Origin of the sequence: Micromonospora sp. NPDC023644 (assembly GCF_040640115.1) — a bacterium.
Taxonomy (GTDB): Bacteria; Actinomycetota; Actinomycetes; order Mycobacteriales; family Micromonosporaceae; genus Micromonospora.
In genome coordinates this window covers 131564-155302 of sequence record NZ_JBFABA010000007.1, presented here as the reverse complement: position 1 = coordinate 155302, position 23739 = coordinate 131564, and the positions used below count along the sequence as shown (strand labels likewise).

23 protein-coding genes and 5 tRNA genes are annotated in these 23739 nt (G+C 76.5%); 13 read left to right on the top strand and 15 right to left on the bottom strand.

Annotated features, from left to right (window positions below):
- Nucleotides 1-21 precede the first annotated feature (21 nt).
- Nucleotides 22-1653 (top strand): GAF domain-containing protein, encoded by a 1632-nt coding sequence (locus tag AB0G08_RS08595; protein WP_358085144.1) that lies wholly within the window; start codon nucleotides 22-24, stop codon nucleotides 1651-1653.
- Between the two features lie 10 nt (nucleotides 1654-1663).
- On the opposite strand, the gene AB0G08_RS08590 is transcribed toward AB0G08_RS08595, so the two are convergent.
- Nucleotides 1664-2302 carry a response regulator transcription factor gene (locus AB0G08_RS08590; protein ID WP_357876132.1) on the bottom strand — a complete coding sequence of 213 codons (639 nt, stop codon included), beginning with the start codon at nucleotides 2300-2302 and terminating at the stop codon, nucleotides 1664-1666.
- A 269-nt stretch (nucleotides 2303-2571) separates the two neighbouring features.
- Between AB0G08_RS08590 and AB0G08_RS08585 the strand changes: the two genes are divergently transcribed.
- Nucleotides 2572-3546, top strand: a complete 975-nt coding sequence (locus AB0G08_RS08585; protein WP_358085039.1) for a nitroreductase — start codon at nucleotides 2572-2574, stop codon at nucleotides 3544-3546.
- Between the two features lie 35 nt (nucleotides 3547-3581).
- Here AB0G08_RS08585 and AB0G08_RS08580 read toward each other — a convergent pair whose 3' ends face one another.
- The 3 genes from AB0G08_RS08580 to AB0G08_RS08570 all read right to left on the bottom strand — a co-directional run bounded on the left by AB0G08_RS08580 (nucleotide 3582) and on the right by AB0G08_RS08570 (nucleotide 4997).
- Nucleotides 3582-4592 (bottom strand): NAD-dependent epimerase/dehydratase family protein, encoded by a 1011-nt coding sequence (locus AB0G08_RS08580; RefSeq protein WP_358085036.1) that lies wholly within the window; start codon nucleotides 4590-4592, stop codon nucleotides 3582-3584.
- A gap of 208 nt (nucleotides 4593-4800) precedes the next feature.
- Nucleotides 4801-4875: transfer RNA gene (locus AB0G08_RS08575), tRNA-Val, on the bottom strand.
- 49 nt (nucleotides 4876-4924) lie between these two features.
- Nucleotides 4925-4997: transfer RNA gene (locus tag AB0G08_RS08570), tRNA-Gly, on the bottom strand.
- A 164-nt stretch (nucleotides 4998-5161) separates the two neighbouring features.
- On the opposite strand from AB0G08_RS08570, the gene AB0G08_RS08565 reads away from it, so the two are divergent.
- Both AB0G08_RS08565 and AB0G08_RS08560 read left to right on the top strand, forming a co-directional pair.
- The gene (locus tag AB0G08_RS08565) at nucleotides 5162-5401 is read left to right on the top strand and encodes a DUF6458 family protein (protein WP_358085033.1); all 240 of its coding nucleotides are present in this window, start codon (nucleotides 5162-5164) and stop codon (nucleotides 5399-5401) included.
- A 274-nt stretch (nucleotides 5402-5675) separates the two neighbouring features.
- Nucleotides 5676-7286, top strand: a complete 1611-nt coding sequence (locus AB0G08_RS08560) for a helix-turn-helix domain-containing protein (RefSeq protein WP_358085141.1) — start codon at nucleotides 5676-5678, stop codon at nucleotides 7284-7286.
- Between the two features lie 437 nt (nucleotides 7287-7723).
- On the opposite strand, the gene AB0G08_RS08555 is transcribed toward AB0G08_RS08560, so the two are convergent.
- The 3 genes from AB0G08_RS08555 to AB0G08_RS08545 all read right to left on the bottom strand — a co-directional run bounded on the left by AB0G08_RS08555 (nucleotide 7724) and on the right by AB0G08_RS08545 (nucleotide 7989).
- A tRNA-Val gene (locus AB0G08_RS08555) sits at nucleotides 7724-7798 on the bottom strand.
- 13 nt (nucleotides 7799-7811) lie between these two features.
- Nucleotides 7812-7882: transfer RNA gene (locus AB0G08_RS08550), tRNA-Cys, on the bottom strand.
- 34 nt (nucleotides 7883-7916) lie between these two features.
- Nucleotides 7917-7989 (bottom strand) — tRNA-Gly (locus tag AB0G08_RS08545).
- A gap of 365 nt (nucleotides 7990-8354) precedes the next feature.
- Here AB0G08_RS08545 and AB0G08_RS08540 point away from each other — a divergent pair.
- Both AB0G08_RS08540 and AB0G08_RS08535 read left to right on the top strand, forming a co-directional pair.
- Nucleotides 8355-8957, top strand: coding sequence for a TetR/AcrR family transcriptional regulator (locus AB0G08_RS08540; RefSeq protein ID WP_358085030.1), 603 nt, complete (start codon nucleotides 8355-8357; stop codon nucleotides 8955-8957).
- 127 nt (nucleotides 8958-9084) lie between these two features.
- Nucleotides 9085-9660, top strand: a complete 576-nt coding sequence (locus tag AB0G08_RS08535) for a TIGR03086 family metal-binding protein (RefSeq protein ID WP_358085027.1) — start codon at nucleotides 9085-9087, stop codon at nucleotides 9658-9660.
- 101 nt (nucleotides 9661-9761) lie between these two features.
- Here AB0G08_RS08535 and AB0G08_RS08530 read toward each other — a convergent pair whose 3' ends face one another.
- Nucleotides 9762-10943, bottom strand: a complete 1182-nt coding sequence (locus AB0G08_RS08530) for an alkane 1-monooxygenase (RefSeq protein ID WP_358085024.1) — start codon at nucleotides 10941-10943, stop codon at nucleotides 9762-9764.
- A 233-nt stretch (nucleotides 10944-11176) separates the two neighbouring features.
- Between AB0G08_RS08530 and AB0G08_RS08525 the strand changes: the two genes are divergently transcribed.
- The 4 genes from AB0G08_RS08525 to AB0G08_RS08510 all read left to right on the top strand — a co-directional run bounded on the left by AB0G08_RS08525 (nucleotide 11177) and on the right by AB0G08_RS08510 (nucleotide 14801).
- Nucleotides 11177-11845, top strand: a complete 669-nt coding sequence (locus AB0G08_RS08525) for a 50S ribosomal protein L11 methyltransferase (RefSeq protein WP_358085022.1) — start codon at nucleotides 11177-11179, stop codon at nucleotides 11843-11845.
- A 9-nt stretch (nucleotides 11846-11854) separates the two neighbouring features.
- Nucleotides 11855-13018, top strand: a complete 1164-nt coding sequence (locus AB0G08_RS08520; protein ID WP_358085019.1) for a cytochrome P450 — start codon at nucleotides 11855-11857, stop codon at nucleotides 13016-13018.
- A 101-nt stretch (nucleotides 13019-13119) separates the two neighbouring features.
- Entirely contained in the window at nucleotides 13120-14052 is a 933-nt protein-coding gene (locus AB0G08_RS08515) for an ATP-binding cassette domain-containing protein (protein WP_358085017.1), read from the top strand.
- Entirely contained in the window at nucleotides 14049-14801 is a 753-nt protein-coding gene (locus AB0G08_RS08510; protein ID WP_358085014.1) for an ABC transporter permease subunit, read from the top strand. Before AB0G08_RS08515 ends, AB0G08_RS08510 begins: the two co-directional genes overlap by 4 nt.
- 57 nt (nucleotides 14802-14858) lie before the next feature.
- Here AB0G08_RS08510 and AB0G08_RS08505 read toward each other — a convergent pair whose 3' ends face one another.
- The 4 genes from AB0G08_RS08505 to AB0G08_RS08490 all read right to left on the bottom strand — a co-directional run bounded on the left by AB0G08_RS08505 (nucleotide 14859) and on the right by AB0G08_RS08490 (nucleotide 19211).
- The gene (locus AB0G08_RS08505; protein WP_358085011.1) at nucleotides 14859-15536 is read right to left on the bottom strand and encodes a response regulator transcription factor; all 678 of its coding nucleotides are present in this window, start codon (nucleotides 15534-15536) and stop codon (nucleotides 14859-14861) included.
- A complete protein-coding gene (locus tag AB0G08_RS08500) occupies nucleotides 15533-17218 on the bottom strand; it encodes a histidine kinase (protein WP_358085008.1) in 1686 nt (561 codons plus the stop codon). The genes AB0G08_RS08505 and AB0G08_RS08500 overlap by 4 nt, the downstream gene beginning before the upstream one ends.
- Nucleotides 17219-17272: 54 nt before the next feature.
- The gene (bioD, locus tag AB0G08_RS08495; RefSeq protein WP_358085138.1) at nucleotides 17273-18001 is read right to left on the bottom strand and encodes a dethiobiotin synthase; all 729 of its coding nucleotides are present in this window, start codon (nucleotides 17999-18001) and stop codon (nucleotides 17273-17275) included.
- 73 nt (nucleotides 18002-18074) lie between these two features.
- Entirely contained in the window at nucleotides 18075-19211 is a 1137-nt protein-coding gene (locus tag AB0G08_RS08490; RefSeq protein ID WP_358085005.1) for an 8-amino-7-oxononanoate synthase, read from the bottom strand.
- 156 nt (nucleotides 19212-19367) lie between these two features.
- Here AB0G08_RS08490 and bioB point away from each other — a divergent pair, with 156 nt between their 5' ends.
- From bioB to AB0G08_RS08475, 3 genes are read left to right on the top strand one after another with little or no spacing between them, the layout of a single operon-like run.
- Entirely contained in the window at nucleotides 19368-20363 is a 996-nt protein-coding gene (gene bioB / locus AB0G08_RS08485) for a biotin synthase BioB (RefSeq protein ID WP_132233178.1), read from the top strand.
- An 8-nt stretch (nucleotides 20364-20371) separates the two neighbouring features.
- Complete coding sequence (locus AB0G08_RS08480; protein WP_358085002.1) at nucleotides 20372-20593, top strand: hypothetical protein; 222 nt, start codon at nucleotides 20372-20374, stop codon at nucleotides 20591-20593.
- A gap of 5 nt (nucleotides 20594-20598) precedes the next feature.
- Entirely contained in the window at nucleotides 20599-21105 is a 507-nt protein-coding gene (locus AB0G08_RS08475; protein ID WP_358084999.1) for a GNAT family protein, read from the top strand.
- 33 nt (nucleotides 21106-21138) lie between these two features.
- Here the strand turns inward: AB0G08_RS08475 and AB0G08_RS08470 are convergent, their stop codons facing one another.
- The 3 genes from AB0G08_RS08470 to AB0G08_RS08460 all read right to left on the bottom strand — a co-directional run bounded on the left by AB0G08_RS08470 (nucleotide 21139) and on the right by AB0G08_RS08460 (nucleotide 23685).
- Complete coding sequence (locus AB0G08_RS08470) at nucleotides 21139-22581, bottom strand: hypothetical protein (protein ID WP_358084997.1); 1443 nt, start codon at nucleotides 22579-22581, stop codon at nucleotides 21139-21141.
- Nucleotides 22578-23096, bottom strand: coding sequence for a SigE family RNA polymerase sigma factor (locus AB0G08_RS08465; protein WP_358084995.1), 519 nt, complete (start codon nucleotides 23094-23096; stop codon nucleotides 22578-22580). Before AB0G08_RS08465 ends, AB0G08_RS08470 begins: the two co-directional genes overlap by 4 nt.
- Before the next feature lie 64 nt (nucleotides 23097-23160).
- Nucleotides 23161-23685 carry a DUF488 domain-containing protein gene (locus AB0G08_RS08460; RefSeq protein ID WP_358084992.1) on the bottom strand — a complete coding sequence of 175 codons (525 nt, stop codon included), beginning with the start codon at nucleotides 23683-23685 and terminating at the stop codon, nucleotides 23161-23163.
- Nucleotides 23686-23739 lie beyond the last annotated feature (54 nt).

The window sequence follows — 23739 nt, the reverse complement described above, 5'->3', positions numbered from 1 at the left end:
CTCGACGAGCTGCTCCAGGAGATGCTGGACCGGGTGGGCGAGGTGGTGACCAGCCGGGAGCGGCTGCGTGCCCTGCTCGACGCGGTGGTCGGCATCGGCACCGACCTGGACCTGCGCAGCACCCTGCAACGGATCGTGGAGTCGGCCTGCGAGCTGGTCGGCGCCCGCTACGGCGCGCTCGGCGTGATCGGCCACGACCGCCTGCTGCACGACTTCATCACCCACGGCATCGACGCGGAGCTGCACGCCAGGATCGGCGAGCTGCCCCACGGGCGGGGCGTGCTCGGCCTGCTCATCGACGACCCGCGCCCGCTGCGGATGCCCGACATCACCCAGCACCCGAAGTCCTACGGGTTCCCGCCGCACCACCCGCCGATGCACAGCTTCCTCGGCGTGCCCGTGCGCATCCGCGACCACGTGTTCGGCAACCTGTACCTGGCCGAGAAGCAGGGCAGCGCGGAGTTCACCGAGGACGACGAGGAGATCGTCGTCGCGCTCGCCGCGGCGGCCGGCGTGGCGATCGAGAACGCCCGCCTCTACGCGCTGGCCCACCGCCGGGAACGCTGGCTCGCGGCGACCGCCGAGATCACCGCCGTGCTGCTCGGCGAGGTGCGCCGCACCGACGCCCTGACGCTGGTGGCGCGGCGCGCCCGCGAGGTCGCCGAGGCGGAGGTCGCGCTGGTGCTGCTCTACGACCCCGACGCCGAGGAGTTCACCGTCGAGGTGGTGGACGGTGCCGACGAGCAGGCCGACGCCCTCGTCGGCACCGTGCTGCCGGCGGCCGAGACGAGCTTCGCCGCCGCCGTCGTCGAGGGCCGGCACGACCACGTGGCGGACCTGGCCCACGCCGCGCCCTGGCCGGCGCTGCTGCGGACCGGCCCGGCGATGGTCGCGCCGCTGGCCACCGCCGACACCCTGCACGGGGTGCTGGTGATCGCGCACCGGGCCGACCGGGCGCCCGTCGCCAACGACGACGACATGGCCCTGCTGGGCAGCTTCGCCGGGCAGGCCGCGCTGGCCATGGAACGGGCGCGCGGGCAGGAGGAACGGGAGCTGCTGGTGGTCCTGGAGGACCGCGAGCGCATCGCCCGGGACCTGCACGACGTGGTCATCCAGCGGCTCTTCGCCACCGGCCTGCAGTTGCAGAGTGCCGCCCCGATGACGACGAAGCCGGAGGTCGCCAGGCGGATCAACGCGGCGGTCGACGACCTGGACGCCACGATCAAGGACATCCGCCGCACCATCTTCGAGCTGCGCACCCCGATGAGCGCGGCGCTGCGCACCGAGATCCGGGAGGCGATCGAGGTGGCCACCGAGTCGCTCGGCTACCGGCCCCGACTGGAGTTGACCGGGCCGATCGACAGCGCCGTCCCCGACGCGGTCCGCCCCGACCTCACCGCCGTGCTGCGGGAGGCGCTCTCCAACGCGGTACGGCACGCGCGGGCCGACCGCGTGACGGTGGCGGTGCGGGTCGACGCCGGCCGGGTGAGCGTGACCGTCACCGACGACGGGGTGGGCTGCGACCCGGCCGCCGCGCGCAGCGGCCTGGTCAACCTGCGCGAGCGCGCCGAGCGCCACGGCGGCGAGTTCGACGTACGCCGGGCCGAGCCCCGCGGCACCGAACTGCACTGGTCGGTGCCGCTGCGGGACTGACCCGCACGAGTCAGTGGGACTTGCCGAGGAGGCGGGTGGCGAGGACGGCCGCCTGGGTGCGGCGCTCCAGGCCCAGCTTGGCCAGCACGCTGGAGACGTAGTTCTTCACCGTCTTCTCGGCCAGGAACATCTTCCCGGCGATCTCCCGGTTGGTGAGGCCCTCGGCCACGTACTCCAGGATCCGCCGCTCCTGCTCGGTGAGCGACTTCAGCTCGCGCGGCTGCTCGACGCCGCTGCGGATGCGCTCCAGCACCCGGGTGGTGATCGCCGGGTCGAGCAGCGACTGCCCGGCCGCCACCCGGCGCACCGCGTCGACCAGGTCGGTGCCGCGGATCTGCTTCAGCACGTAGCCGGACGCGCCGGCCATGATCGCCGCGAAGAGCGCCTCGTCGTCCTCGTACGAGGTGAGGATCAGGCCCTTGATCGAGGAGTCCACGGCCCGCACGTCCCGGCACACGTCGATGCCGTTGCCGTCGGGCAGCCGCGCGTCGAGAATCGCCACGTCCGGCCGCAGGGCCGGGATACGCCGGACCGCCTCCTGGGCGAGGCCGGACTCGCCGACCACCTCGATGTCCCCGCTGCTCTGCAGCAGGTCGGCCAGGCCACGGCGGACGACCTCGTGGTCGTCGAGCAGGAACACGCGGATCATCCCTAGTTTCTACCCGCTACGCACCGGTTTCCGCACGGGTCGAAGGTCCCGAACCGGCCTCACCCCGCGCCGCCCCGGCTCGCCGGCCACGCCGCGGCGGGTGGTGAGCGTCGGCCCGAGGCCGCCACGGGCCGAGGTCCGCACCTGCGACGGGGCCGGTCCGGCCCGGTGGGACGGGACGTCCGGCCCTGCCCGGGCCACGGTCCGGTGACGCACCGTGGACACGTACCACTCGCCGGCGCACGACCTGCCACGGAAGGGGCACGACCATGGACACCGGCTTCACCGTCGAGCAGCTACGGGCCGCCGCCACCGACGCCGTACGCGCGCCGTCGCTGCACAACACCCAGCCGTGGCGGTTCCGCCTGCGCGACGGCGGCATCGAGGTGCGGGTCGACCCGGACCGCCGGCTGCCGGCCACCGACCCGAACGGCTGGGGGGTCCGGATCGCCTGCGGGGCGGCGCTGTTCAACCTGCGGCTCGCCCTGGCCGTGGCCGGCACCCCGGCGAAGGTGCGGCTGCGCCCCTGTCCGGCCGAGCCGGACGTGGTGGCCCGGCTGGTCCCGGACGTGCCGCGCCGCCCGACCCCCGCCGAGCAGGCCCTGTACGCGGCCATCCCCCGCCGGTTCAGCAACCGTGCGCCGTTCTGGCCCGACCCGGTGCCCGCCGACGCCCGTTGGCGCCTCGCCGAGGCGGCCCGCGCCGAGCAGTGCTGGCTGGAACTGCTGGTCGGCGTCAGCGCGGTGAACGCGTTCGCCGAGATCGCCCGCAGCGCCCACCGGGTGCTGGAGCGCAGCCCGGAGTACCGGGCCGAGCGCCAGGAGTGGGTACGCGTCACGTCCGCCCCGGACGGGATCCCGGCCGCGTCCGGCGGCCCGCAGGGCGAACCGCAGGACCTGCTGCCGTCCCGGGGCTTCGGCGGCCTGGACCGGGCCCCGGGGCGGGACTTCGAACCGGAGCCGCTGGTCGCGGTGCTCGGCTCGCCGGGCAACACGGCGACCGACCAGGTCGTCGCCGGGCAGGCGTTGCAGCGGGTGCTGCTGAGCGCGACGGACTCGGGGCTGGCGGTGTCGATGCTGTCCCAGCCGATCGAGGTGCCGTCGGCGCGGGAGCAGCTGCGGCTGTCGCTGGGGCGGTTCGGCACGCCGCAGATGGTGATGCGCATCGGCTTCGGCCAGCCGGGCTGGCCGACCCCGCGCCGCGAGGTGGACGAGGTGCTCGACCTGCCGGTCACCCGGTCCTGACCGGCCCCGGCCGGCGGTGCCTCGTCCGGTCGGGGTCAGGCGCGCGCCGCGTCCGTCGCGGCGAGCAGCGCCGCCTCCCGGTCGGGGTCCAGTCCCACCGGGGCGCGCTGCGGGCGTCCCGCCCGTGGCGGGACCGCGCCGACCGCCCGCAGCCACGCCCAGGTGGCGGCGACCGTCTCGGCCACCGGGCGGCAGGTCAGCCCCGCCGCGTACGCCCGCTCGACGCCGCGCTCCTGCAACCAGCGGTACTCGTGCCCGGCCGGGATCCAGATCGGCAGGTCGTTCCACGGCACCACCCCGGCGGCCAGGATCGGCGCCGGGTCGGTCCAGCGCAGCCGGGCGTCGGCGCCGGTGGCCGCCACGCAGGCGTCGAGCAGCTCCCCCATCGTCGTGTGCCCGGGGCGGCTCACCACGTTGAACGTCCCGCCCGTGCGCGCCGCGCCCCGGTCCAGCATCCAGCCCGCCAGGTCCCGCACGTCGACGTACTGCACCGGCAGGTCGACCGGGCCCGGCGCCAGCACGTCCCCGCCCCGGGCGATCCGCGTCAGCCACCAGGGCAGCCGGCCGATGTCCTCCCCCGGCCCGAGGATCAGCCCGGCCCGGGCGATCACCGCCCGCTCGCCGAACACCTCCCGCACGGCCCGCTCGCCGCCGGCCTTGTTGGCCGCGTAGTCGCCGTCGCCGGCGTCCGGCTCCGCGTCCACCACGGGGGCCTCCTCGCCCACCCCCGGGGTTGCGGGCGCCACGTAGACCGAGCCGCTGGAGACGTAGACGTACCGGTCGGCCCGGCCGTCCAGCGCACGGGCGGCGTCCCGCGCCGCGCGGGGCGCGCCGTCCCAGGTGTCGACCACGAGGTCCCACTCGCCGTCCGCGAGCGCCGTCAGGCCGTCGGGCGCGGTCCGGTCACCCCGCAACCGGCGTACGCCCTCCGGCGTCGCGCCGTGCAGCCCCCGGTTGAACACCGTCACCGACCAGCCGCGACGCACCCCCTCGGCGACCGTCGCGCCGCCCACGAATCCCGTTCCGCCCAGCACCAGCAGTCTCATGCGTGCCACTGTGCCCGCTCCGAGCGGCGGTCGGACCCCGTGTTCACGGTCAGCGGATCTGCCGACGGCAGAAGCGGACGCGCAGGAGACGGGTCTTCCGCGTGCTCGTGGTGGGGTCGCCGCCCCGGGACGGGGGCCGTCCGCCCACCGGGTCAACCGGGGGCGGGGGTGTTCCCGCGCGCTGGGCGGGTGGGGCGGGTCCGAAACGTGGTGGGCGATACTGGGTTTGAACCAGTGACCTCTTCCGTGTCAAGGAAGCGCGCTCCCACTGCGCCAATCGCCCGGGGGTGACCGCCCGGTCCGGCAGGCCGGACCACGAGGGGCGGATCGCGAGCGGACGACGGGATTCGAACCCGCGACCCTCACCTTGGCAAGGTGATGCGCTACCAGCTGCGCTACGTCCGCGTGCCGCCGGTGTTCGTCGGCGACGGGGGAAACTCTACCCGACGGCAAGATCGCCCGGCACGCCGCCCCGCCGGCGGGGCGACCGGGTGATGATTGCGCTGGTCAACCACGGGGTACTGAGGTCCATCGACAGCACACCACATCCCCTGACCTAGGAGGCTGTCGTGGGTATCGGCACCAGCATCTTCCTGATCGCGCTCGGCGCGATCCTCACCTTCGCACTCGACGCGAGCGTCGGCGGCATCAACCTCGACGTCGTCGGGTGGATCCTGATGGCCGCCGGCGTGCTCGGCCTGATCATGACCACGCTCATCTGGGGGCGCCGCCGCCGGGTGGTCAGCACGACCGAGCCGGTCGAGTACCGGCGGGTCGAGGAGCGCCGGGACGTCGCCCCGCCGCTCTGACGCCGGTCCACGCGGCCGCCGGAGCTGGACGGTCGCGCGCACGCCGTGCCGTGCCGGCCGCCCCTCCTCGGGGTGGCCGGCACGTTGCGTCTCCGCCGCCCGTACGACCGGCCCGGCGGCGGGTGCCCGAGCTCACCCCCGGGATCGGCTCGCTGGCGACCGCCGCCACCGGGTAATACCGTCTGCTGACATGCGGGCGGAGCCGGACGGGTCGCGGACGCGCGGACGACCACCGCCGCGCTCGCGCCCCGAACGCGCCGAAGCCGTCGTGGCGATGACCCGGCTCGCCGCCGGCCCCGACCCCGTCCCGGCCGTCCTGGGCGAACTGGCCCGTCGGTCCGCCGCCACGGTCGCGCTGATCGGCGTCGACGGCACGGTCCTCAGCGTCCACCCGGGCCGACACCCGCTCGCCCCGGCCGTGCTGGCCGCCGCCGCCCGCGCCGTACCCGGCCTGCACGCGCGCGGCACCCCGGCGGCCGTGCGGGGCGGCGACGGAGCGCCGACGGTCCACCTCGTCGCCCTCGGGGCCGCGGCGCCCGGGGACGGCCCGGACTGCGACCCCGACGGTGGGGCGGACCCGCCACCGTGGCTCGCGGCCGCCGACCCGGCGGAGCCGATCCCGGGCGACCTGCTCGCCGACGCCGCGCGCCTGCTCGGGCTCTGCTGGCGGCTGGACCGCTCCGAGCGGGCCCGGCGCCGGGTGGCAGCCGGCGACGGCCGCGGCCGGGAGGCGGTGCTGCACCTGCTCATGGTCGGCGACGTGGCGCCGGCCCGGCGCGTCGCGGCGGCCTTGCGCCCCCACCTGCCGGACGTGGCCCGGGTGTGCGTCGTCGAGTGCGCCCCCGGCCGGCGCGGCGAGGCAGCCGGGCAGGTGACCCGCGCGCTGGGCGGGCGGGCCTGGGTGGTGCCCTGCCCCGTGCGCTCCCGGCACCTCATCGCGTTGGTGCCCGAACACGGCGCGGCGCCGGGCGGCCGTGGTTCCGCCGCGGAGGCGGCGGGCCGGCTGATCAGCCGGCGGGTGCCGGACACCCGGGTCGGGGTCAGCGAGCCGGTGCCGCTGCACCGCACCGCGGTCGGCTACGAGCAGGCGTTCCACGCGCTCGCGGTCGCCCGGAGCCGCCCGGACGGGCACTGCCGCTTCGACCGCCCGGCGGACCTGCGGTCCGCGCTGGGCCCCGCCGGGAGCGACTGGGCCTCGGCCCTGCTGGCGCCGTGCCTGTCGTACCGGCCGGCCCGACGCACCGACCCCGACGGGCCGGAACTGCTGGCCACGCTCGGCTCCTGGCTCGCCTTCGACGGCGCGGCCCACCGCCACCTGCGGATCCACCGCAACACCCTCGCGGCCCGGCTGGCGCTGCTGCGCGACCGCCTGGCCCTGGACCTGTCCCGGGTCTCCGACCAGTCGGTCGCGTGGCTGGCCCTGCACCTGCTCGGCCCGGCCGCGCCCGGCGACGGTGGCGACGCCGTCGGCCCGGCCGGGGCGGTCGCGCCCGGCGACGGCGCCCCCGCCGGACCGCCCGAGGGCAGCCCGCTCGGGGCGAGCGGCGGCGATCCGCGCGGCGGGGCGGCCGCCGGGGACGGGGACGGCCGGTGGCACGGCCTGGACCGGCTGCTGGCCGTCCCGGCGCTGCGCCTCTGGGCGCACGACCAGGTCGCACCCCTGGGTGCCGACGGGACGACCGTGGGCCTGGCGACGGTACGCGCCTGGCTGCGCGCCGACGGCCGGCTCCCCGGCACCGCCACCGCGCTCGGGATCTCGGTGTCCGCCGTACGCAAGCGGCTCAACCGGGCCGAGCAGGTCCTCGGACGAAGCCTGCTGCGCGGGCCGAGCGCCCGGCACGAGCTGTGGCTCGCGCTGCGGGTGCTCGACGCCCCGCCGGGCTGAGGGTCCTCGCTCCGGCGGACCGGGCACGGCGGCGGGCCGGGGCCGCTGTGCAGGCCGGCACCGCCGACGCCCTCGCTGTGCGGATCGGTCCTCGCCTCGACCCGCCAGGGCTTCCTACCGTGTGGGTGCAGCCGGTACGGGATCCCGGCCGTCCACCGACCCACGTCCGGACGCGCGGCACGGGGAAGCACGTCCGACCGGTCGCTCCGGGGGGAGGTGCGGCCGCCCCGTCCACGCCGAGGGTCGTGGGCGGGGCGGTCGTCGCCGGTGCCGTCGAACCGATCCTCGTCACCGTGGCCGCCGCTGTTCGTCAGGGCGGCGGCGGACCCGGCCGGCGAGGGAACGGCGGCGGCGGATTCGGCCGGCGAGGGAACGGCGCTCGGGTGTGCCCGGGAAACGGCGAAGGCCCGTCACCGGATGGTGACGGGCCTTCGTGCTGGTGGGCGATACTGGGTTTGAACCAGTGACCTCTTCCGTGTCAAGGAAGCGCGCTCCCACTGCGCCAATCGCCCTCGCTTGTTACCGAGGTGGGGACGGGATTTGAACCCGCGTACACGGCTTTGCAGGCCGTTGCCTCGCCTCTCGGCCACCCCACCGAGGTTGCCCCCGTCATGCGTGGCGGCAGCTCCGAGCGGACGACGGGATTCGAACCCGCGACCCTCACCTTGGCAAGGTGATGCGCTACCAGCTGCGCTACGTCCGCGTGTCTCCGGCGTTAACCGGTGACGGGTGAGAACTTTAGCCGAGCCGGCGAGCGGTTGCCAAATCGGGGTGGCTCCCGGCGCGTCAGGCGGCGGTTCCCTGTCCCGCGCGGCGGCGGGCGGGTGTCGTCGGTCCCCGCGCCTAAGGCTTCCTAGGAGGATGGGCTGGGCCCCCTCGGCGGTCCGGCGGCTCGGGCCGGGTCCGTCCGGAGCGGACCCGTGCGGTCGCCCGGTCGGCGGCGGGGTGAGCCGTCGCGGAGCAGGGCCGGAGCGCGCCCCGGGAACTGTCCGGCTTCCGACTGTAGTGGGCCGAACGGGCCGGGATCCGTAACTGCCCGTGTTCGGTTGGATGGGCTACGGTAACGGCGTGACGAGACGTGCGGCCGAGATCCGCCTGGATGCCCTGCTGCGCACGGCCTGTGACGTGATCGTGGAACGCGGTCTGGCCAACACCCGCACGGCCGACGTGGCACAGGCCGCCGGGGTGAGCCAGGCGCTGGTCTTCTACCACTTCGCCACCAAGGACCGGCTGCTCGCGCAGGCGTTCGCGTACGCGGTGGAACAGGACCTGGCCCGCCTGGACGCGGTGATGCGCTCCAGCGCCCCGCCCCTGACCAAGCTCCGCCGGATCGTGCGGCTCTACACGCCGGCGGGCCGGGCGACGTCCTGGGCCATGTGGATCGACGGCTGGGCCGAGTCGCTGCGTACCCCGGAACTGGAGAAGGTCTCCCGACGGCTCGACCTGCGCTGGCGGGAGGACCTGGCGACGGTCATCTCGGACGGGGTCCGCGACGGCACCTTCGAGTGCGCCGACCCGGCCGGGGCGGCGTGGCGGATCAGCGCGGTGGTGGACGGGCTGGCGGTGCAGCTCGCGGTGCACGAGCGGGTGATCTCCCGCCGGCAGTTCGCCGAGTGGGTGCGCCTGCTCACCGCCCGCGAGCTGGGGCTGGACCCGGCGCAGCTGGACTGAGCCCGGCACCGCCCGCGCCCGGCCAGCCGCGCCGGCGCCCCGGCGGGCCCCGACGACCGGGCGGCCGGCCGCCCGCGAAGCCGGCAAAACGGCTCGGCTGCCGGGGGCAGCCGGAACAATCGTCGGCATGGACCCGCTGGAGACGTACCGCCGCAGCCTGGCCGAGTTCACCGACCGGGTGGCGCAGGTCGGCCCAGGCCAGTGGTCGGACCCGACCCCGTGCCCCGACTGGGACGTCCGGACGCTGGTCAACCACGTGGTGGGCGAGGACCGGTGGAGCGTCGCGCTGCTCGCGGGGCGGACGATCGAGGAGGTCGGCGACCGCTACGACGGCGACCTGCTCGGCCCGGACCCGGCCGGCGCGGCCCGGGAGGCGGCAGGGCAGGCCGAGCTGGCCTTCACCCACCCGGGGGCGCTGGAGCGCACCGTCGCGCTCTCCGCCGGCGAGACCCCCGCCGACGAGTACCTGCACCAGCTGGTCGCGGAGCACCTGATCCACGGCTGGGACCTCGCCGTGGCGATCGGCGCGGACCCCCGGCTGGACGCCGACGCGGTCGCCGCGTGCGCCCGCTGGTTCGGTCGGCGGATCGGCGACTACCAGCGGGGCCGGCTGGTCCGGCCGGAGGTCGACGTGCCGGCGCGGGCGGACGAGCAGGACCGCCTCGTCGCCGCCTTCGGACGCGACCCCGACTGGGCGCCGTGAGGGACCCGGCCGCAACGCCGGACGCGAACCCGGCGGGGCACCGGGGACGGGAGCCCGACGGGTGCCCGGCCGCCGGGATGCCAAGCCCGCGGGGGCGGCCGTCAGGCGGCCGCCGGGCCACGGCTTGAGCGCCTCCGCAACCGGCGCAGGGCCGGCGGGTGGACGTTGGCCAGCGTCAGGTCCCCGCCGTAGTGGGCGAGGACGCGGTGGTCCATCAGCCGACGCCAGACCGGCGGCACCAGCGCGGCCACCACCATCGTGGCGTACCCGGCGGGCAGCTGCGGCGAGGACTCGAAGCTGCGCAGCGTCTGGTAGCGGCGCAACGGGTTGGCGTGGTGGTCGCTGTGCCGCTGGAGCTGGAAGAGGAAGATGTTGGTCACGCTGCGGTCGCTGTTCCAGCTGTGCCGGGGGTCGACCTTCTCGTAGCGGCCGGCGGGGGTGCGCTGCCGCGCCAACCCGTAGTGCTCCAGGTAGTTGACCACCTCGAGCAGGGAGAACCCGACCACCGCCTGGAGCGCCAGGAACGGCAGCACGCCCGGACCGAAGGCGACGGCCAGCGCCGCGTAGAGCGCGAGGGTCATCGCGAACGCGTTGAGCACGTCGTTGCGCCACGTCCACGGGCTGCGGCCCCGGATGCGGAACCGGCCGGTCTCCAGCCGCCACGCCGAGCGCAGGCTGCCTGAGACGGTACGCGGCCAGAACGCCCAGAAGCTCTCCCCCAGCCGGGCGCTGGCCGGGTCCTCCGGCGTGGCGACGCGGGTGTGGTGGCCCCGGTTGTGCTCGACGTGGAAGTGCCCGTACGCGGCCGGTGCGAGGGCCACCTTGGACAGCCAGCGCTCCACCGTCTCCCGCTTGTGGCCGAGCTCGTGGGCGGTGTTGATGGCGATGCCGTCGACCACCCCGATCGTGACGACCAGGCCCGCCGCGCCGGCCACCGTCAGGTCGTCCCGGGTCCAGACCGCGCAGCAGAGCACCAGGGCCGCGTACTGGGCGGGCAGGTAGAGGTAGGTCAGCCAGCGGTAGTAGCCGTCGGCGGCGAGCCGGGGCACCGCCTCGTCGGGCGGGTTGTTCCGGTCCTCGCCGACCAGCAGGTCGACCACCGGGATCAGGACGAAGACGGCGGCGGGGGTGAGCCACCAGGCCCACGCGTCGCCGGTGGCCCGCCAGGCCGCCCAGCCGACGAACGGCAGCCCCGGGACGAGCAGCGCCAGCGGCCACCATGGCCGGCGGGCGTCCCGCCACCCGGCGGCGGCGGGGCCGGTCGCTGCGGAGTCGACGACCATGACCGGCCTCCGATCTGTCGCGGTGTCCCCCTCTCGACTGTGACAGCCGTCACGTCCGTGTACAAGAGACTGTTTTTGTCGAATCCCGCGCGGGGAGTCGGCCGCCCGCGCGGCGCGCCGCCCGTCGGGGGCCGACCGGCCCCCGACGGACCCTCCGGGTGGCGGGGAGCGGGCGGCGGCGACCCGGGGTGGCGCCGGTCGCCGGGTTCGAGCGGCGGGGGACAATCGCCGGCGTGTCCGAGCTCTCCGCCGCCTTCGTCCGGCTGCACGCCAGTCTCGCCCCGGTCGCCTTCGTCCCCGAGGTGCGACTGCACCAGGCGGACGACGCCATCGGCCTGTGGGAGTTGACGGAGGGCGAGTTCCGCAGTGCGCAGCCGCCGCCGTTCTGGGCCTTCGCCTGGGCCGGCGGGCAGGCGCTCGCCCGGTACGTCACCGATCACCCGGAGCTGGTCGCCGGCCGCCGGGTGCTCGACCTCGCCGCGGGCTCCGGCCTGGTCGCCATCGCCGCCGCGCGGGCCGGCGCCGCCGCGGTTCGCGCGGTGGAGATCGACGAGCTGGCCGTCGCGGCCGTCGCGGTCAACGCCGAGGCCAACGGGGTACGCGTCGACGCGGAACTCGGCGACATCCTCGACGGCGACGCCGGCGGCGCCGAGGTGGTGTTCGCCGGGGACGTGTTCTACAGCGAGGCGATGGCCAACCGGGTGCTGCGCTTCCTGCTCCGGGCCGCCCGCGCCGGGGCGGAGGTGCTGGTGGGCGATCCGGGCCGGGCCTTCCTGCCCCGCGAGCGCTTCGACGAGCTGGCCGTCTACGACGTGCCGGTGCCCGAGACGCTGGAGAGCGTACGGGTGAAGCGCACCACGGTGTGGCAGTTGCGGGCGGGGTTGCCGGGGGCGGGCCGCTAGCGTGTCGGCGTGCTGTTCCGCAGCTGGGCGCAGACCGCCGACGCGCACTGGCCGGACGTGGCCCGGGTGTCCGACCACGTGGGTGTCGCGCATCTGGTCGTGACCCGGCACGCCCTGGTCCGCCAGGTGCTCACCGATCCGGCGACGTACCGGCCGGACAACGCGCTGGACGCGGTGACCCCGATCCCGGTGGCCGCGCTGCGGGTGCTGGCCGGGCACCGGTTCCGGCTGCCGCCCACCCTGGCGAACAACGGCGGCGCCAGCCACCCGGCGATCCGGGCGATCGTCGCCGACGCCCTGCACCCGACGCGGGTCGCCGCGCAGCGGCCCTGGCTGACCGGGCTGGTGCGGGAGCGCGTCGGCAGGATCGGGGCCACCCTGGCCGCCGGCGGGCCGGTGGACCTCTACGCCGAGCTCGCCGCCGACCTGCCGCTGCTGGTGCTGGCCCGGCTGGTCGAGCTGCCCGACGCGCCGGTGGGCGCGGTGAAGGAGTTCGCCCGCGCGGCGCTGGAGCTGTTCTGGGCGCCGCTGGACGCCGAGCGGCAGCGGGCCCTCGCCGCCGAGGTGGGCCGCTTCCACCGGGTGCTGCGGGAGTTCGCCGCGACCGGGGGCGGGCTGGCCGGGTCGCTGCGGGCCGCCGGGCACCCGCCCGACGTGGTGGTCGGCGCGCTGTTCTTCCTGCTGGTGGCCGGCCAGGAGACCACCTCGCAGTTCCTCACCCTGCTGCTGCACCGGCTGGCCGGCGAGCCGGCCGTGCTGGCCGGCCTGCGCGACGGCACCGTCGCGGTCGCCGACGTGGTCGAGGAGGGACTGCGGCTGGAGCCGCCGATCGTGACCTGGCGACGGGTGGCGGCGGTGGACACCACGCTGGGCGGGACGGCGGTGCCGGCGGGCACCAGCGTCGTGCTCTGGCTGGCCCGCGCCGGCCGGGATCCGGACACCGTCGACGCGCCAAACGAGTTCCGGCCGGGGCAGCGCGGTTCGCGCCGGCACCTGGCCTTCGGTGCGGGCGCGCACCGCTGCGTCGGCGACCAGTTGGCCCGGATGGAGGCGGCGGTGGTGGTCGCCGAGACCGCCGCGCTGCTGGACGGGGTCACCGTGGTCCGCGAGCCGTGGTGCCCGGACAACCTGACCTTCCGGATGCCCGACGCCTTCGTCGTCCGCAGGCGCTGAACCGGCACGCCCGCCGCGGGGGCGGGACCCGACGAAAGTCAGTGCCGGGTGGTGCCGTTCGGGCGCGGTCGGCGCGGGGGTTGCCGACCTAGCGTCGGCGCATGATCACATTACGTGGGTTGACCAAGCGGTTCGGGGGCACGACCGCCGTCGACGCCCTGACCGTCGACATCGGACCCGGCCGGGTCACCGGGTTCCTCGGCCCGAACGGCGCGGGCAAGTCGACCACCATGCGGATGGTCCTGGGGCTGGACCGGCCCACCGCCGGGCAGGCGCTCGTGGGCGGGCGGGCGTACCGGGAGCTGCGGCGCCCGCTGCGCGAGGTCGGCGCGCTGCTCGACGCCCGGGCGGTCCATCCCGCCCGGTCGGGCCGGGCGCACCTGCTCGCGATGGCCCGCAGCAACGGGATACCGGACCGCCGGGTGGACGAGGTGCTCGCCACCGTGGGGCTCGACGCCCGCGCCGCGGCCAAGCCCGGCCGCACCCTCTCCCTCGGCATGGGGCAGCGGCTCGGCATCGCCGGGGCGCTGCTCGGCGACCCGCCGGTGCTGATGTTCGACGAGCCGGTCAACGGCCTCGACCCGGACGGGGTGCGCTGGGTCCGACAGCTGATGCGGTCCCTGGCAGACGAGGGCCGGACGGTCTTCGTCTCCAGCCACCTGATGACCGAGATGCAGCTCACCGCCGACCGGCTGGTGGTGATCGGCCGGGGTCGCCTGCTCGCCGACGCGCCGATCGACGAGGTGATCGCCGGCAGCGAGGTGGCCGTGCGGGTACGCAGCCCGCAGCCGGCCGGCCTCGCCGCGCTCGCCGAGCGGCTCACGGCCGCCGGGGCCGCCGTCGCGCCGGCCGGCCCGGGCGAGCTGACCGTCACCGGCGCCTCCGTCGAGCGGATCGGCGACGTGGCGTACGAGCTGGGCGTGCGGCTGCACGAGCTCAGCCCGCACGGGGCGTCCCTGGAACAGGCCTTCATGGAGCTGACCGCCGACAGCGTCGAGTACGCCGGCGCCCCGACCCGGAACGAGGCACGATGAACACGATCTCCGCCGAGTGGACCAAGGTGTGGTCCGTGCGTTCCACCTGGTGGTCGCTGCTGGCCGGGGTGCTGCTGATGGCCGCCACCGCCGGTCAGCTGGCCATCTACGCCGCCAACGCGAACACCAACGACGATCCGGCCGACGACCCCGGGATCGTCACCGTCGGCAGCGTCGTGATCGGCTCGGTCGAGCTGACCCAGTACGCCGTGCTGGCGCTGGGCCTGCTCGTGATCACCAGCGAGTTCACCAGCGGCACGATCCGTACGACCCTGCAGTGCACGCCGTCGCGCGGCCGGGTGCTGCTGGCCAAGGCCGCGGTGACCGGGGCGGTGACGTTCGCGCTCGGGCTGCTGCTCGGCACGGTCGGCGCGCTGGTGGCCCGCCCGGTGCTCGGCCGCTGGGGCACCGCGCCGGCGGGCGGCACGGTCGGCGACGTCCTGGCGGTGGCGACCTACCTGGCGCTGGTCGGCATGCTGGCCCTCGGGCTCGGCGCGGCCCTGCGCAGCGCGGTGCTCACCCTGACCGTGCTCGTCGCCACGCTGATGATCGTCCCGCTGTCGTTGCAGGAGCCGGACATCGCCGTGCTCAACCGGATCGCCGACGCCTTCCCGGGGGTCGCCGGTGGGCACTTCCTGGCCGGGGACACCGCCCCGTACCCGGCGCCGGTCGGGTTGCTGCTGCTCGCCGGCTGGGCCGGCGCGGCGCTGCTGCTGGGCCGGGCCGCGTTGCGCCGCCGGGACGCGTGAGGCACCGGGACGCGTTGCGCCGCCGCCGGGCGGCGTGAGGCGCGGGGGCGGGGCGGGTCAGCCGGTCGGCTCGACCAGCCCCGCCTCGTACGCGAGGATCGCCGCCTGCACCCGGTTGCGCACCTCGAGGCGGGTGAAGACGCTCGTCAGGTAGCTCTTCACGGTCCCCTCGACCAGGTGCAGCCGGCGGGCGATCTCGGCGTTGGACAGCCCGGCCCCGACCAGCGCGAGGACCTCCCGCTCCCGCTCGGTCAGCCCGGCCAGCCGGTCCCGGGCCACCGGCCGGCGGGCCACCCGGTCGCCGCCCAGCTCGATGACCCGGCGGGCGACCCGCGGCGACAGGTACGCGCCACCGTCGGCGACGGCGTGCACCCCGGCGATCAGCTCGCGCGGGTCGCCGGACTTGAGCAGGAACCCGCTGGCCCCGTGCCCGAGCGCCCGGGCGACGTGGTCGTCCTCGCCGAACGTGGTCAGCATGACCGTCGCCGTCTCCGGCACGAGCCGGCGGATCTCGGCGGCGGCGGTGAGCCCGTCCAGCCTCGGCATCCGGATGTCCAGCAGCGCCACCCGGGGCCGGTGCGCACGGACCAGTTCCACCGCGGCCCGGCCGTCACCGGCCTCGGCCACCACCTCGATGCCCGGGTCGGTGGCCAGGATGGCCCGGACACCGGCCCGGATCATCGCCTCGTCGTCGGCGAGGACGACCCGCACCGGGCCGGCCGTGTCGGCGTTCATCCGTCGATCCGCTCCTTGCTGACCAGCCGGCCCTCGACGAAGCAGAGCCGCCACGTCGGCTGGGCCAGGGGGAAGTTGCCGTCGGTGTAGTGCTCGCAGCCGGGGCGTGCCGTCCCGGCGGGCGGGTCGAGCTGCCGTCGGGGCAGCCCGGTCAACTCGGCGCGCTGCGCGCCGAGGGGCATCCGCGCGAAGGCCCCGTCGTCGAGGACCGTCCCGGCGGTGACGACCGGGTAGTAGACCAGCGCGAGGACCAGCGCGAGGCCCGCCGGGGCGCCGAGCGCCGTCAGCAGGCTGAGCCGGACCCGCCGGCGGGCGTCGCGCAGCCGCCGCTCGGCCTCGCCCGGCCGCTCCCCCGGCCGCCCGCCGTCCGAGGGATCGGCGTCGGCCGTCGGCGCGACCGGGAACCACCGCTCGCCCGCCTCGCGGGCCGGCCGGCGGCCCTGCGCCTCCCGGGCCGGCCAGCGGCCGCCGGCGGGGGTGGGGTCGCCCGCGCACGACGGGAGGGCGTCGGCGTCCGGCCGGCCGGCCACCGGCAGCCGGGCGCGGACGGCGAAGCCGCCACCGCCCCGGCCACCGGCCGCCAGGGCGCCGCCGGCGAGCCGGACCCGCTCGGCGAGGGCGAGCAGGCCGGAGCCGGTGGACGGCGGGCCCGGCAGCGGCCCGGCCGGGGGCGGCGCGTTGACCACGGCCACCTCGACCTCGTCGCCGTCCCGGGCCAGGACGACGGTGACCGCCGCGCCGGGGGCGTACCGGGCGGCGTTGGTCAGTGCCTCGCGGACCACCCGGTGCGCGGCGTGCGCGGCCATCGGCGGCAGCTGCGCCAGGGCGTCCACGCCGTCCAGACGCACCGCCATGCCCGCCTCCCGGGCCCCGTCGACCAGCTCGGCGACGCCCTCGTCGGCCGGCCGGGTGGTCGCCGCGCCGTCCGGCTCCCGGAGCACCCCGATGATCCCGTGCAGCCGCTCGGTGGCCGCGGCGACGCTGGCCCGCAGCTCCCCGGCGGCGGCCCGGTGCCGGGGAGCGAGGTCGGCGGCGACCTCCAGCGCGGCGGCGCGCAGGGCGATCAGGCTCAGGTCGTGCCCAAGCGAGTCGTGCATCTCCTGGGCGATCCGGGCCCGCTCCCGCAGCCGGATCCGCTCGGCGGCGCCCCGCCGCTCCCGGTCCCGCGCCTCGGCGTGCCGGCGGCCGGCGTCGGCCAGCACGGCCTGCTGGCGCCGGTACCGCCCGACGAGCCACGGGAACACCCCCGCGAAGAGCAGCACGGAGGCGAGCAGGAACCAGGTGGCCGCGCCGGTGCCGAGCAGCCCCAGGTTGAGCGCGGTGCCACCGGCCGCGAGCACGGCGAAGGCGACGGCGGCCGGGACGGCGGTGACGCTGCGGCGACCGGTCAGGTAGCTGAACACCGGGATCGCGAAGAGGAAGTTGCCGTCCAGCAGCGAACCGAGCACCACGACGACCAGGGCGGCCACCGGCCACCGCCGGCTGACCGCGACCGCCGCGGCGAGCAGCAGCAACGCGCCGACCGTCAGGGCGCTGGCCTGCCACGAGTGCGGCGGGGTGACGCCCGCGTACCCGATCGGGGCGGCGGTGGTCGCCCACAGGAGCAGGTCGCCGAGCCGCCGCCGGACGACCTCCCGGGGCCGCACCGCGCCGCCCGCGCGGGCGGACCACCAGCTCTCCACGGCGGTCAGGCTACCCACGCCCGACCTGCGCCGACACCGACGAAAGTCAGGTGCTCAGCTGATCTCCTCGGCCCACGCGCGCCAGTCGTCGAGCACCCCGTACAGGGCCGGGGTGAGCCAGCCGGGCGCGGACCGGCGGAAGACGCCCGGATCCATCGCCCCCGTCCCGGCCGGCAGTGCGCCCATCAGCTTCGGCACCAGGTCGGTCAGGTTGGCCCAGTGCACCAGCTCCGGCGCGGCCGGCCAGGCGCCGACCACGACGCCGGCCGGCACCCCCCGGCGCTCCAGCGCCTCCAGCGTCAGCGCGGTGTGGTTCAGGGTGCCCAGACCGGCGCGGGTCACCACGACGGCCGGGCAGCCCAGCGCCACCGCCAGGTCCGCCACCGTCCAGGGCTTCCCCTCCGGCCACAGCCCCATCGGTACGAGCAGGCCGCCCGCGCCCTCGACGAGCACCAGGTCGTGCTTGTCGGCCTCCTCGCGGACCGCCTCGACGGCGGTGTGCAGCTCCAGCGGCTCCAGCTCGGCGACCCGGGCCGCGGCCAGCGGGGCGAGCGGGTCGGGGAAGCTGGCCAGGGTCCGGCCGGTCAACGGGGCGGCCAGCCGGTTGACCGCGTCGACGTCGCCGGGCTCGCCGCCGGCCGTACCCGTCTGGGCGGGCTTGACCACCGCGACCCGCAGGCCGGCCGCCTGCGCGGCGGCGGCGATCGCGGCGGTGACCACCGTCTTGCCGACGTCGGTGTCGGTGCCGGTCACCAGCACCGGCCCGCGCCACGGCCCGGTCATGTCGCCGCCCCGGCTCACGGGGCCACCTCTGTTCGCGATCGCGGGGCTCGCAGACCCGTCTCGCTCCTCGCGCTCACGGGGCACACTCCACGATGACCTCCAGGGCCCGCTCGAAGTCCGCCCGGGGGACGCCGGCGCCGATGGTCAGCCGCAGCCGGGAGCCGCCGTCCGGGGTGGACGGGGGCCGGAAGCAGCCGACGGCGATGCCCCGGTCGCGGCAGTCGGCCGCCCAGGCGCTCGCCGCCTCGGGGCCGGGCGCGGTGACCGAGACGACCGCGCCGTCGGGGGCGGAGACCGCCAGCCCGGCTCCGCTCAGCCGGCGCACGGCCAGGGCGGCCCGCTCGGCCAGCTCCGCGCGCAGGTCGTCGCCGGCGCGGGCCAGCCCGACGGCGGCGTGCACGCCGGCGGCGACGGCCGGGGGCAGCGCGGTGTCGAAGATGAAGGTCCGGCCGGTCTCGATCACGTGCCGGACGAACTCCGCCGGCCCGGCGACCACCCCGCCCGCGCCGCCGAGGGCCTTGGAGAGGGTGGCGGTGACGACCACGTCGGGCTGGCCGGCGAGGCCGGCGGCGGCGACACCCCCGGCGCCGGCCGGGCCGGTCACGCCGAGGGCGTGCGCGTCGTCGACCAGCAGCAGCGCGCCGTGCTCCCGGGCGACGGCGTGCAGCCGGGCCAGCGGGGCGAGGTCGCCGTCGACGGAGAAGACCGACTCGGTGACGACCACCGCCGGCCGGCCGGGCGCGGCGGCGAGCGCGGCGGCGACCGCCGCGACGTCGGCGTGCGGGGTCACCACGGTCTCCGCGCCGGAGATCCGGCAGCCGTCGATCAGGGACGCATGGTTGTGGGCGTCGGAGACGAGCAGCGTACGGGGCCGCACCAGCGCCCGGACCGCCGCGAGGTTGGCCAGGTAGCCGGAGGAGAAGACGAGGGCCCGCGCGGCGCCGAGCCAGTCGGCGAGGGCGTCCTCGAGCGCGTGGTGGGCGTCGGTGGAGCCGCGCACCAGCCGCGACCCGGTCGCCCCCAGCCCGTACGCGGACAGCGCCCCTACCGCCGCGGCGGTGACCTCGGGGTGGGTGGCCAGGCCGAGGTAGTCGTTGCCGGCCAGGTCGACCACGGCGTCGCCGGCGGCCCGCGGTCGCAGCCGGCGGGTCAGTCCCGCCTTCGCGCGCAGTTCGGCGCGGCGGTCGAGCGCCGCCAGCCAGTCCGCCACCGTCACCCCCACGCCGCCCGCGCCGGCCGCCGTCGGCCGCTTCCGCCGGGCGAAATTACCACCCGCCGGCCAGCGCCCGGCGTGTCCACCCCGCCTCCCCGGGTGCCGACACGCGGGCCGTTCATCCCGGCCAGCTGGCCTTGTAGGGTACGAGCCATGCCAGAGATCCTCGACCAGGCCCGAACCCAGGTGCTGGAGAACGGCGTCGGTCTCGACGAGGCCGGCGTCCTCGCCGTGCTGAACCTGCCCGACGAGCAGCTGCCCGCCGCCCTCCAGCTCGCCCACGAGGTGCGGATGCGGTGGTGCGGGCCCGAGGTGGAGGTCGAGGGGATCGTCTCGCTGAAGACCGGCGGGTGCCCGGAGGACTGCCACTTCTGCTCGCAGTCCGGCCTCTTCACCTCCCCGGTCCGGTCGGTCTGGCTGGACATCCCGTCGCTGGTCGAGGCGGCGAAGCAGACCGCGGCGACCGGGGCGACCGAGTTCTGCATCGTGGCGGCCGTGCGCGGGCCCGACGCCCGGTTGATGAAGCAGATGCGCGAGGGCGTCGCCGCGATCAAGGCCGAGGTCGACATCCAGGTGGCCGCGTCGCTGGGCATGCTCAGCAAGGAACAGGTCGACGAGCTGGTCGACATGGGCGTGCACCGCTACAACCACAACCTGGAGACCTGCCGCTCCTACTTCCCCAACGTGGTCACCACGCACTCCTGGGAGGAGCGCTGGGAGACCCTGCGGATGGTCCGCGAGTCCGGCATGGAGGTCTGCTGCGGCGGCATCCTCGGCCTCGGCGAGACGGTGGAGCAGCGGGCCGAGTTCGCCGCGCAGCTCGCCGAGCTGGACCCGCACGAGGTGCCACTCAACTTCCTCAACCCCCGCCCCGGCACCCCGCTGGGCGACCGGCCGGTGGTGGAGGGCAAGGACGCGCTGCGCGCCATCGCCGCCTTCCGGCTGGCCATGCCGCGCACCATCCTGCGGTACGCGGGCGGTCGGGAGATCACCCTCGGTGACCTGGGCACCCGCGACGGCCTGCTCGGCGGCATCAACGCGGTCATCGTCGGCAACTACCTGACCACCCTGGGCCGGCCGGCGACGGCCGACCTGGAGCTGCTCGACGACCTGAAGATGCCCGTCAAGGCGCTCTCCGCGACGCTGTGAGCGCCCCGGTGACGACGAGTGACGCGGCGACGGCGGCCGGCGGGGCGTCGGCCGCCTGGTGCGACCGCTGCGGCGAGGCCGTGGCGGTCGGGTCGCACGACGGGTGCGCGGCGGCCCGGGTGCTGGAGCCGCCGCGCTTCTGCGCGCACTGCCGCCGCCGGATGAAGGTGCAGGTGCTGCCGGTCGGCTGGGCGGCGGTCTGCGTCGAGCACGGCGAGATCAGGGGCTGAGGCGGATGCTGCGCGGTCGGGTGGTGACCCTGCGGCCGGTGACGGCCGAGGACGTGCCGGCGCTCGCCGCGATCCGGGCCACCCCGGAGGTCCGGCGCTGGTGGCGTGGCGGCGACGACCTCGCCGCCGCCGTCCGGGCCGACCTCGGCGACGAGTCCCTGTCGGTGTACGCGATCGAACACGACGGCCGGGTGATCGGCGCGATCCAGTGGTACGCCGAGGACGACCCGGACTACCGGCACGCCAGCATGGACCTCTTCCTCGACCCGGCGGTACGCGGCGCCGGGCTCGGCGGGGACGCGATCCGCACCCTGGTCCGGCACCTGATCGACGAGCACGGCCACCACCGGTTCACCATCGACCCGGCGGCGGCGAACACGGCGGCCGTCCGGGCGTACGCGAAGGTCGGTTTCCGCCCCGTCGGGGTGCTGCGCCGCTACGAGCGCGGCGAGGACGGGCGGTGGCACGACGGGCTGCTGATGGACCTGCTCGCCGACGAACTGGCCGACTGACGTCCCCGGCGACGCACCGGGCGCAGCGCGTCGTCAGCGGCCCGGCGGGGCGGAGTGCATCGTCCGCAGCCACCGCCGGTGCCGCCGCCAGAGCAGCACCGAACCCAGCACCGCGGCCACCAGTAGGGCCGGCGGCACGGCCACGAACAGGATGACCGGCCGGGCCGGGAACGGACGAGGGTCGGTCGCCGGGGCGCCGAAGCGGCCGGCCACCAGCAGGTCCCGCGCCACGTCCATCGCCCACACCGGGCCGGGTGGGTCGAGCAGCGTCTCGACGTGACCGTCGGGGCGCAGGGCCACCAACTGGACGTGCCCCGTCTCCCAGTAGCCGGTGTCGTTCCAATCCGGAAGGTCGGTCGTGCTGGTGCCCGGCTCCGGTTCGTAGCGCACTGCCACCAGGTCGGTCCCACCGCGCCAGCCGAGCGCCCGCAGCGCCTGCCCGCGTACCGGCGGGAGCGCGGGGCCGGCGCCGTCGCGTCCGGTGGCGGCGTCGACGTACCCGACCCGCCAGGTGCGCGCGGCCCGCTGGTCCGCGTCGCACCGGCTCAGGCAGCCGTCCAGGTGGAACACGGCGACGGCCGAGCCGTCGGGGGCGAACGCGCCGATCCCGGCGAGCCGACGTTCCGGCCCCAGCCGCCTGGACCAGGACGACTCCCCGTTGCGGTCGAGCATGACCAGTTCCTCGCCCACGCTGACCACGATCCGTGAACCGTCCGGGGAGAAGGCGGCCAGCGAGCCGGTCCGCACGCTCCACCGGTCGCCGAGCTCCGGCCCGAGTTCCCTGGTCGCGCCGCTGGACAGCTCCAACAGCACCAACCGGCTGGGCCGGCGGTCGTCCTCGGCGTCGTGGTCCACGGGTTCCGCCGAATGGTGCAGGACGAGCAGTGCGCTGCCGTCGGGCGCCCAGGCCACCGGTGTGCCGCAGCAGGTGCTGCCGGCCCAGCCGGTGAAGACCCGGCGGCTGCCGTCGGTGAGGTCGGTGACGCCCACCCAGCCGTCGTTGGAATCGTCGGCGACGTACCGGCCGTCCGGGGAGAGCAGCACCTCCTCCCCCGCGACACTCTCCCGGCCGCCGTAGAGCAACATCCGGTACCGGCCGTCGCGGCCGAGGACCGCGACCTTGCCCTCGTGGTCGAGGCCGTCGACACCGCGCAGGCCGAGGCCGCCGCCGCTGAACAGCAGCGAGGCCGGCCCGGGCGGGTCCTGCTGCACGGTGGCCTGCCACATGTACGGCAGGCCGATCCGCTCCGGCACGCCGTCCGGGGCCGCCGCCGGCGTCGCCCACGGGCCCGGGGCCCCGAGCCCGGCCGGCACGCCGAGCGCGCAGGCCAGCACCGCGACCAGGGCCGCCCCGGCGGTACGCCAGCGGGCCCGCCGCCGCTGCCGCCGCCCGGCGGCCCACGGGTCGCCGGGCAGCCGGGCCGGCGGCATCCGCTCGCCCAGCTCACGCAGCGCGGTACGCAACTCGTCGCTCATCGGTCCCTCCGTGTGGTCACGCCGACCAGGTCGGCCAGCTCGGGGGCGTGTGCCCGCAGCCGCGCCAGGGCGTCGCGCGTCTGGCTCTTGACGGTCGAGACCGAGCAGCCGAGCGCGTCAGCGGTCTCCGCCTCGGTGAGGTCCTCGAAGAAGCGCAGCACCAGCACGGCCCGTTGGCGTGGGGCGAGCCGGGCCAGTGCGGCACGGACCACCATCGCGCGGGCGACGCCGGCGCTCCCGTCGGGCGTCGCCTGCTCCGGCGGGTCCGCGCGCAGGTCCACCTGCCGCCAGCGACGCCGCCAGAGCGAGACGTGCTGGGTGTACATGGTCCGCCGGACGTACGGCTCGGGGTCGCCGGCCGCGCTCACCCGCTCCCAGTGCCGGGCCACCCGAACCAACGTGAGCTGCACGAGATCCTCGGCCTGGTGCCGGTCACCGGTCAGCAGCCACGCCGCCCGGGACAGCGCCGCGATCCGGCCGGACACGTACGCCCGGAACGACTCCTCAGGGTCCACACCCACCTCCCGACATGGAGCACGCCCGGCGGTGGCCGCGCGGGTGGGTCCGGCGGGAAGTTTTTCAGGCGTCCCAGATCAGGCCGCGGTCACCGCAGCGGCGGGCGCCGTCGGCGGGGCGGTGCGGGGTGAGCCGGCCGTCGGGCATCAGGTGGCGCACCGGCACGCCGCGGGCCAGCACGGCGACGTCGGCGATCAGCCGCCGGTGGCAGCGCCACCAGACGCTCTCGCTGCACATCACCGCCGTGGTCCGGGCCGCCGCGTCGGCCAGCACCGCGTCCAGCGCCGCCCGGAAGTCGGCGGTACGGGTGTACGCCGCGTACGCCCGGAAGGCGGCGACGGTCCACCAGCTGTCCGGCTCGTCGGCGCCGGCCGGGGTGTACCGCCGGCCGCCGAGGCGCTGCTCCCAGCGGTAGTCCACGCCGGCCGCCGGCAGCCAGCGGGCCAGTTCCTCCCGGCGTACGTCGGGGTTGGTCCGGCTCGCCGGGAACCGCCGCACGTCCACGACGAGCGCGACCCCGGCGCCCGTCAGCAGCTCGCCCAGCCGCTGCCGGTCCGCCGCCCCGTGCCCCACCGTCACCAGTTCCACGGGAGGGGAATGCCCCGAATCCCGGCCGGCTACCGCCCACGCGAGGCGGAGACC

What these genes read in the sequence shown, in the direction of transcription:
- AB0G08_RS08585 (WP_358085039.1), top strand. Translation starts at nt 2,572, where the DNA reads ATGGACACCGGCTTCACCGTCGAGCAGCTACGGGCCGCCGCCACCGAC.
- AB0G08_RS08590 (WP_357876132.1), bottom strand. Translation starts at nt 2,302, where the DNA reads ATGATCCGCGTGTTCCTGCTCGACGACCACGAGGTCGTCCGCCGTGGC.
- AB0G08_RS08510 (WP_358085014.1), top strand. Translation starts at nt 14,049, where the DNA reads ATGAACACGATCTCCGCCGAGTGGACCAAGGTGTGGTCCGTGCGTTCC.
- AB0G08_RS08475 (WP_358084999.1), top strand. Translation starts at nt 20,599, where the DNA reads ATGCTGCGCGGTCGGGTGGTGACCCTGCGGCCGGTGACGGCCGAGGAC.
- bioD (WP_358085138.1), bottom strand. Translation starts at nt 18,001, where the DNA reads ATGACCGGGCCGTGGCGCGGGCCGGTGCTGGTGACCGGCACCGACACC.
- AB0G08_RS08580 (WP_358085036.1), bottom strand. Translation starts at nt 4,592, where the DNA reads ATGAGACTGCTGGTGCTGGGCGGAACGGGATTCGTGGGCGGCGCGACG.
- AB0G08_RS08560 (WP_358085141.1), top strand. Translation starts at nt 5,676, where the DNA reads ATGACCCGGCTCGCCGCCGGCCCCGACCCCGTCCCGGCCGTCCTGGGC.
- AB0G08_RS08595 (WP_358085144.1), top strand. Translation starts at nt 22, where the DNA reads ATGCTGGACCGGGTGGGCGAGGTGGTGACCAGCCGGGAGCGGCTGCGT.
- AB0G08_RS08515 (WP_358085017.1), top strand. Translation starts at nt 13,120, where the DNA reads ATGATCACATTACGTGGGTTGACCAAGCGGTTCGGGGGCACGACCGCC.
- bioB (WP_132233178.1), top strand. Translation starts at nt 19,368, where the DNA reads ATGCCAGAGATCCTCGACCAGGCCCGAACCCAGGTGCTGGAGAACGGC.
- AB0G08_RS08470 (WP_358084997.1), bottom strand. Translation starts at nt 22,581, where the DNA reads ATGAGCGACGAGTTGCGTACCGCGCTGCGTGAGCTGGGCGAGCGGATG.
- AB0G08_RS08505 (WP_358085011.1), bottom strand. Translation starts at nt 15,536, where the DNA reads ATGAACGCCGACACGGCCGGCCCGGTGCGGGTCGTCCTCGCCGACGAC.
- AB0G08_RS08535 (WP_358085027.1), top strand. Translation starts at nt 9,085, where the DNA reads ATGGACCCGCTGGAGACGTACCGCCGCAGCCTGGCCGAGTTCACCGAC.
- AB0G08_RS08530 (WP_358085024.1), bottom strand. Translation starts at nt 10,943, where the DNA reads ATGGTCGTCGACTCCGCAGCGACCGGCCCCGCCGCCGCCGGGTGGCGG.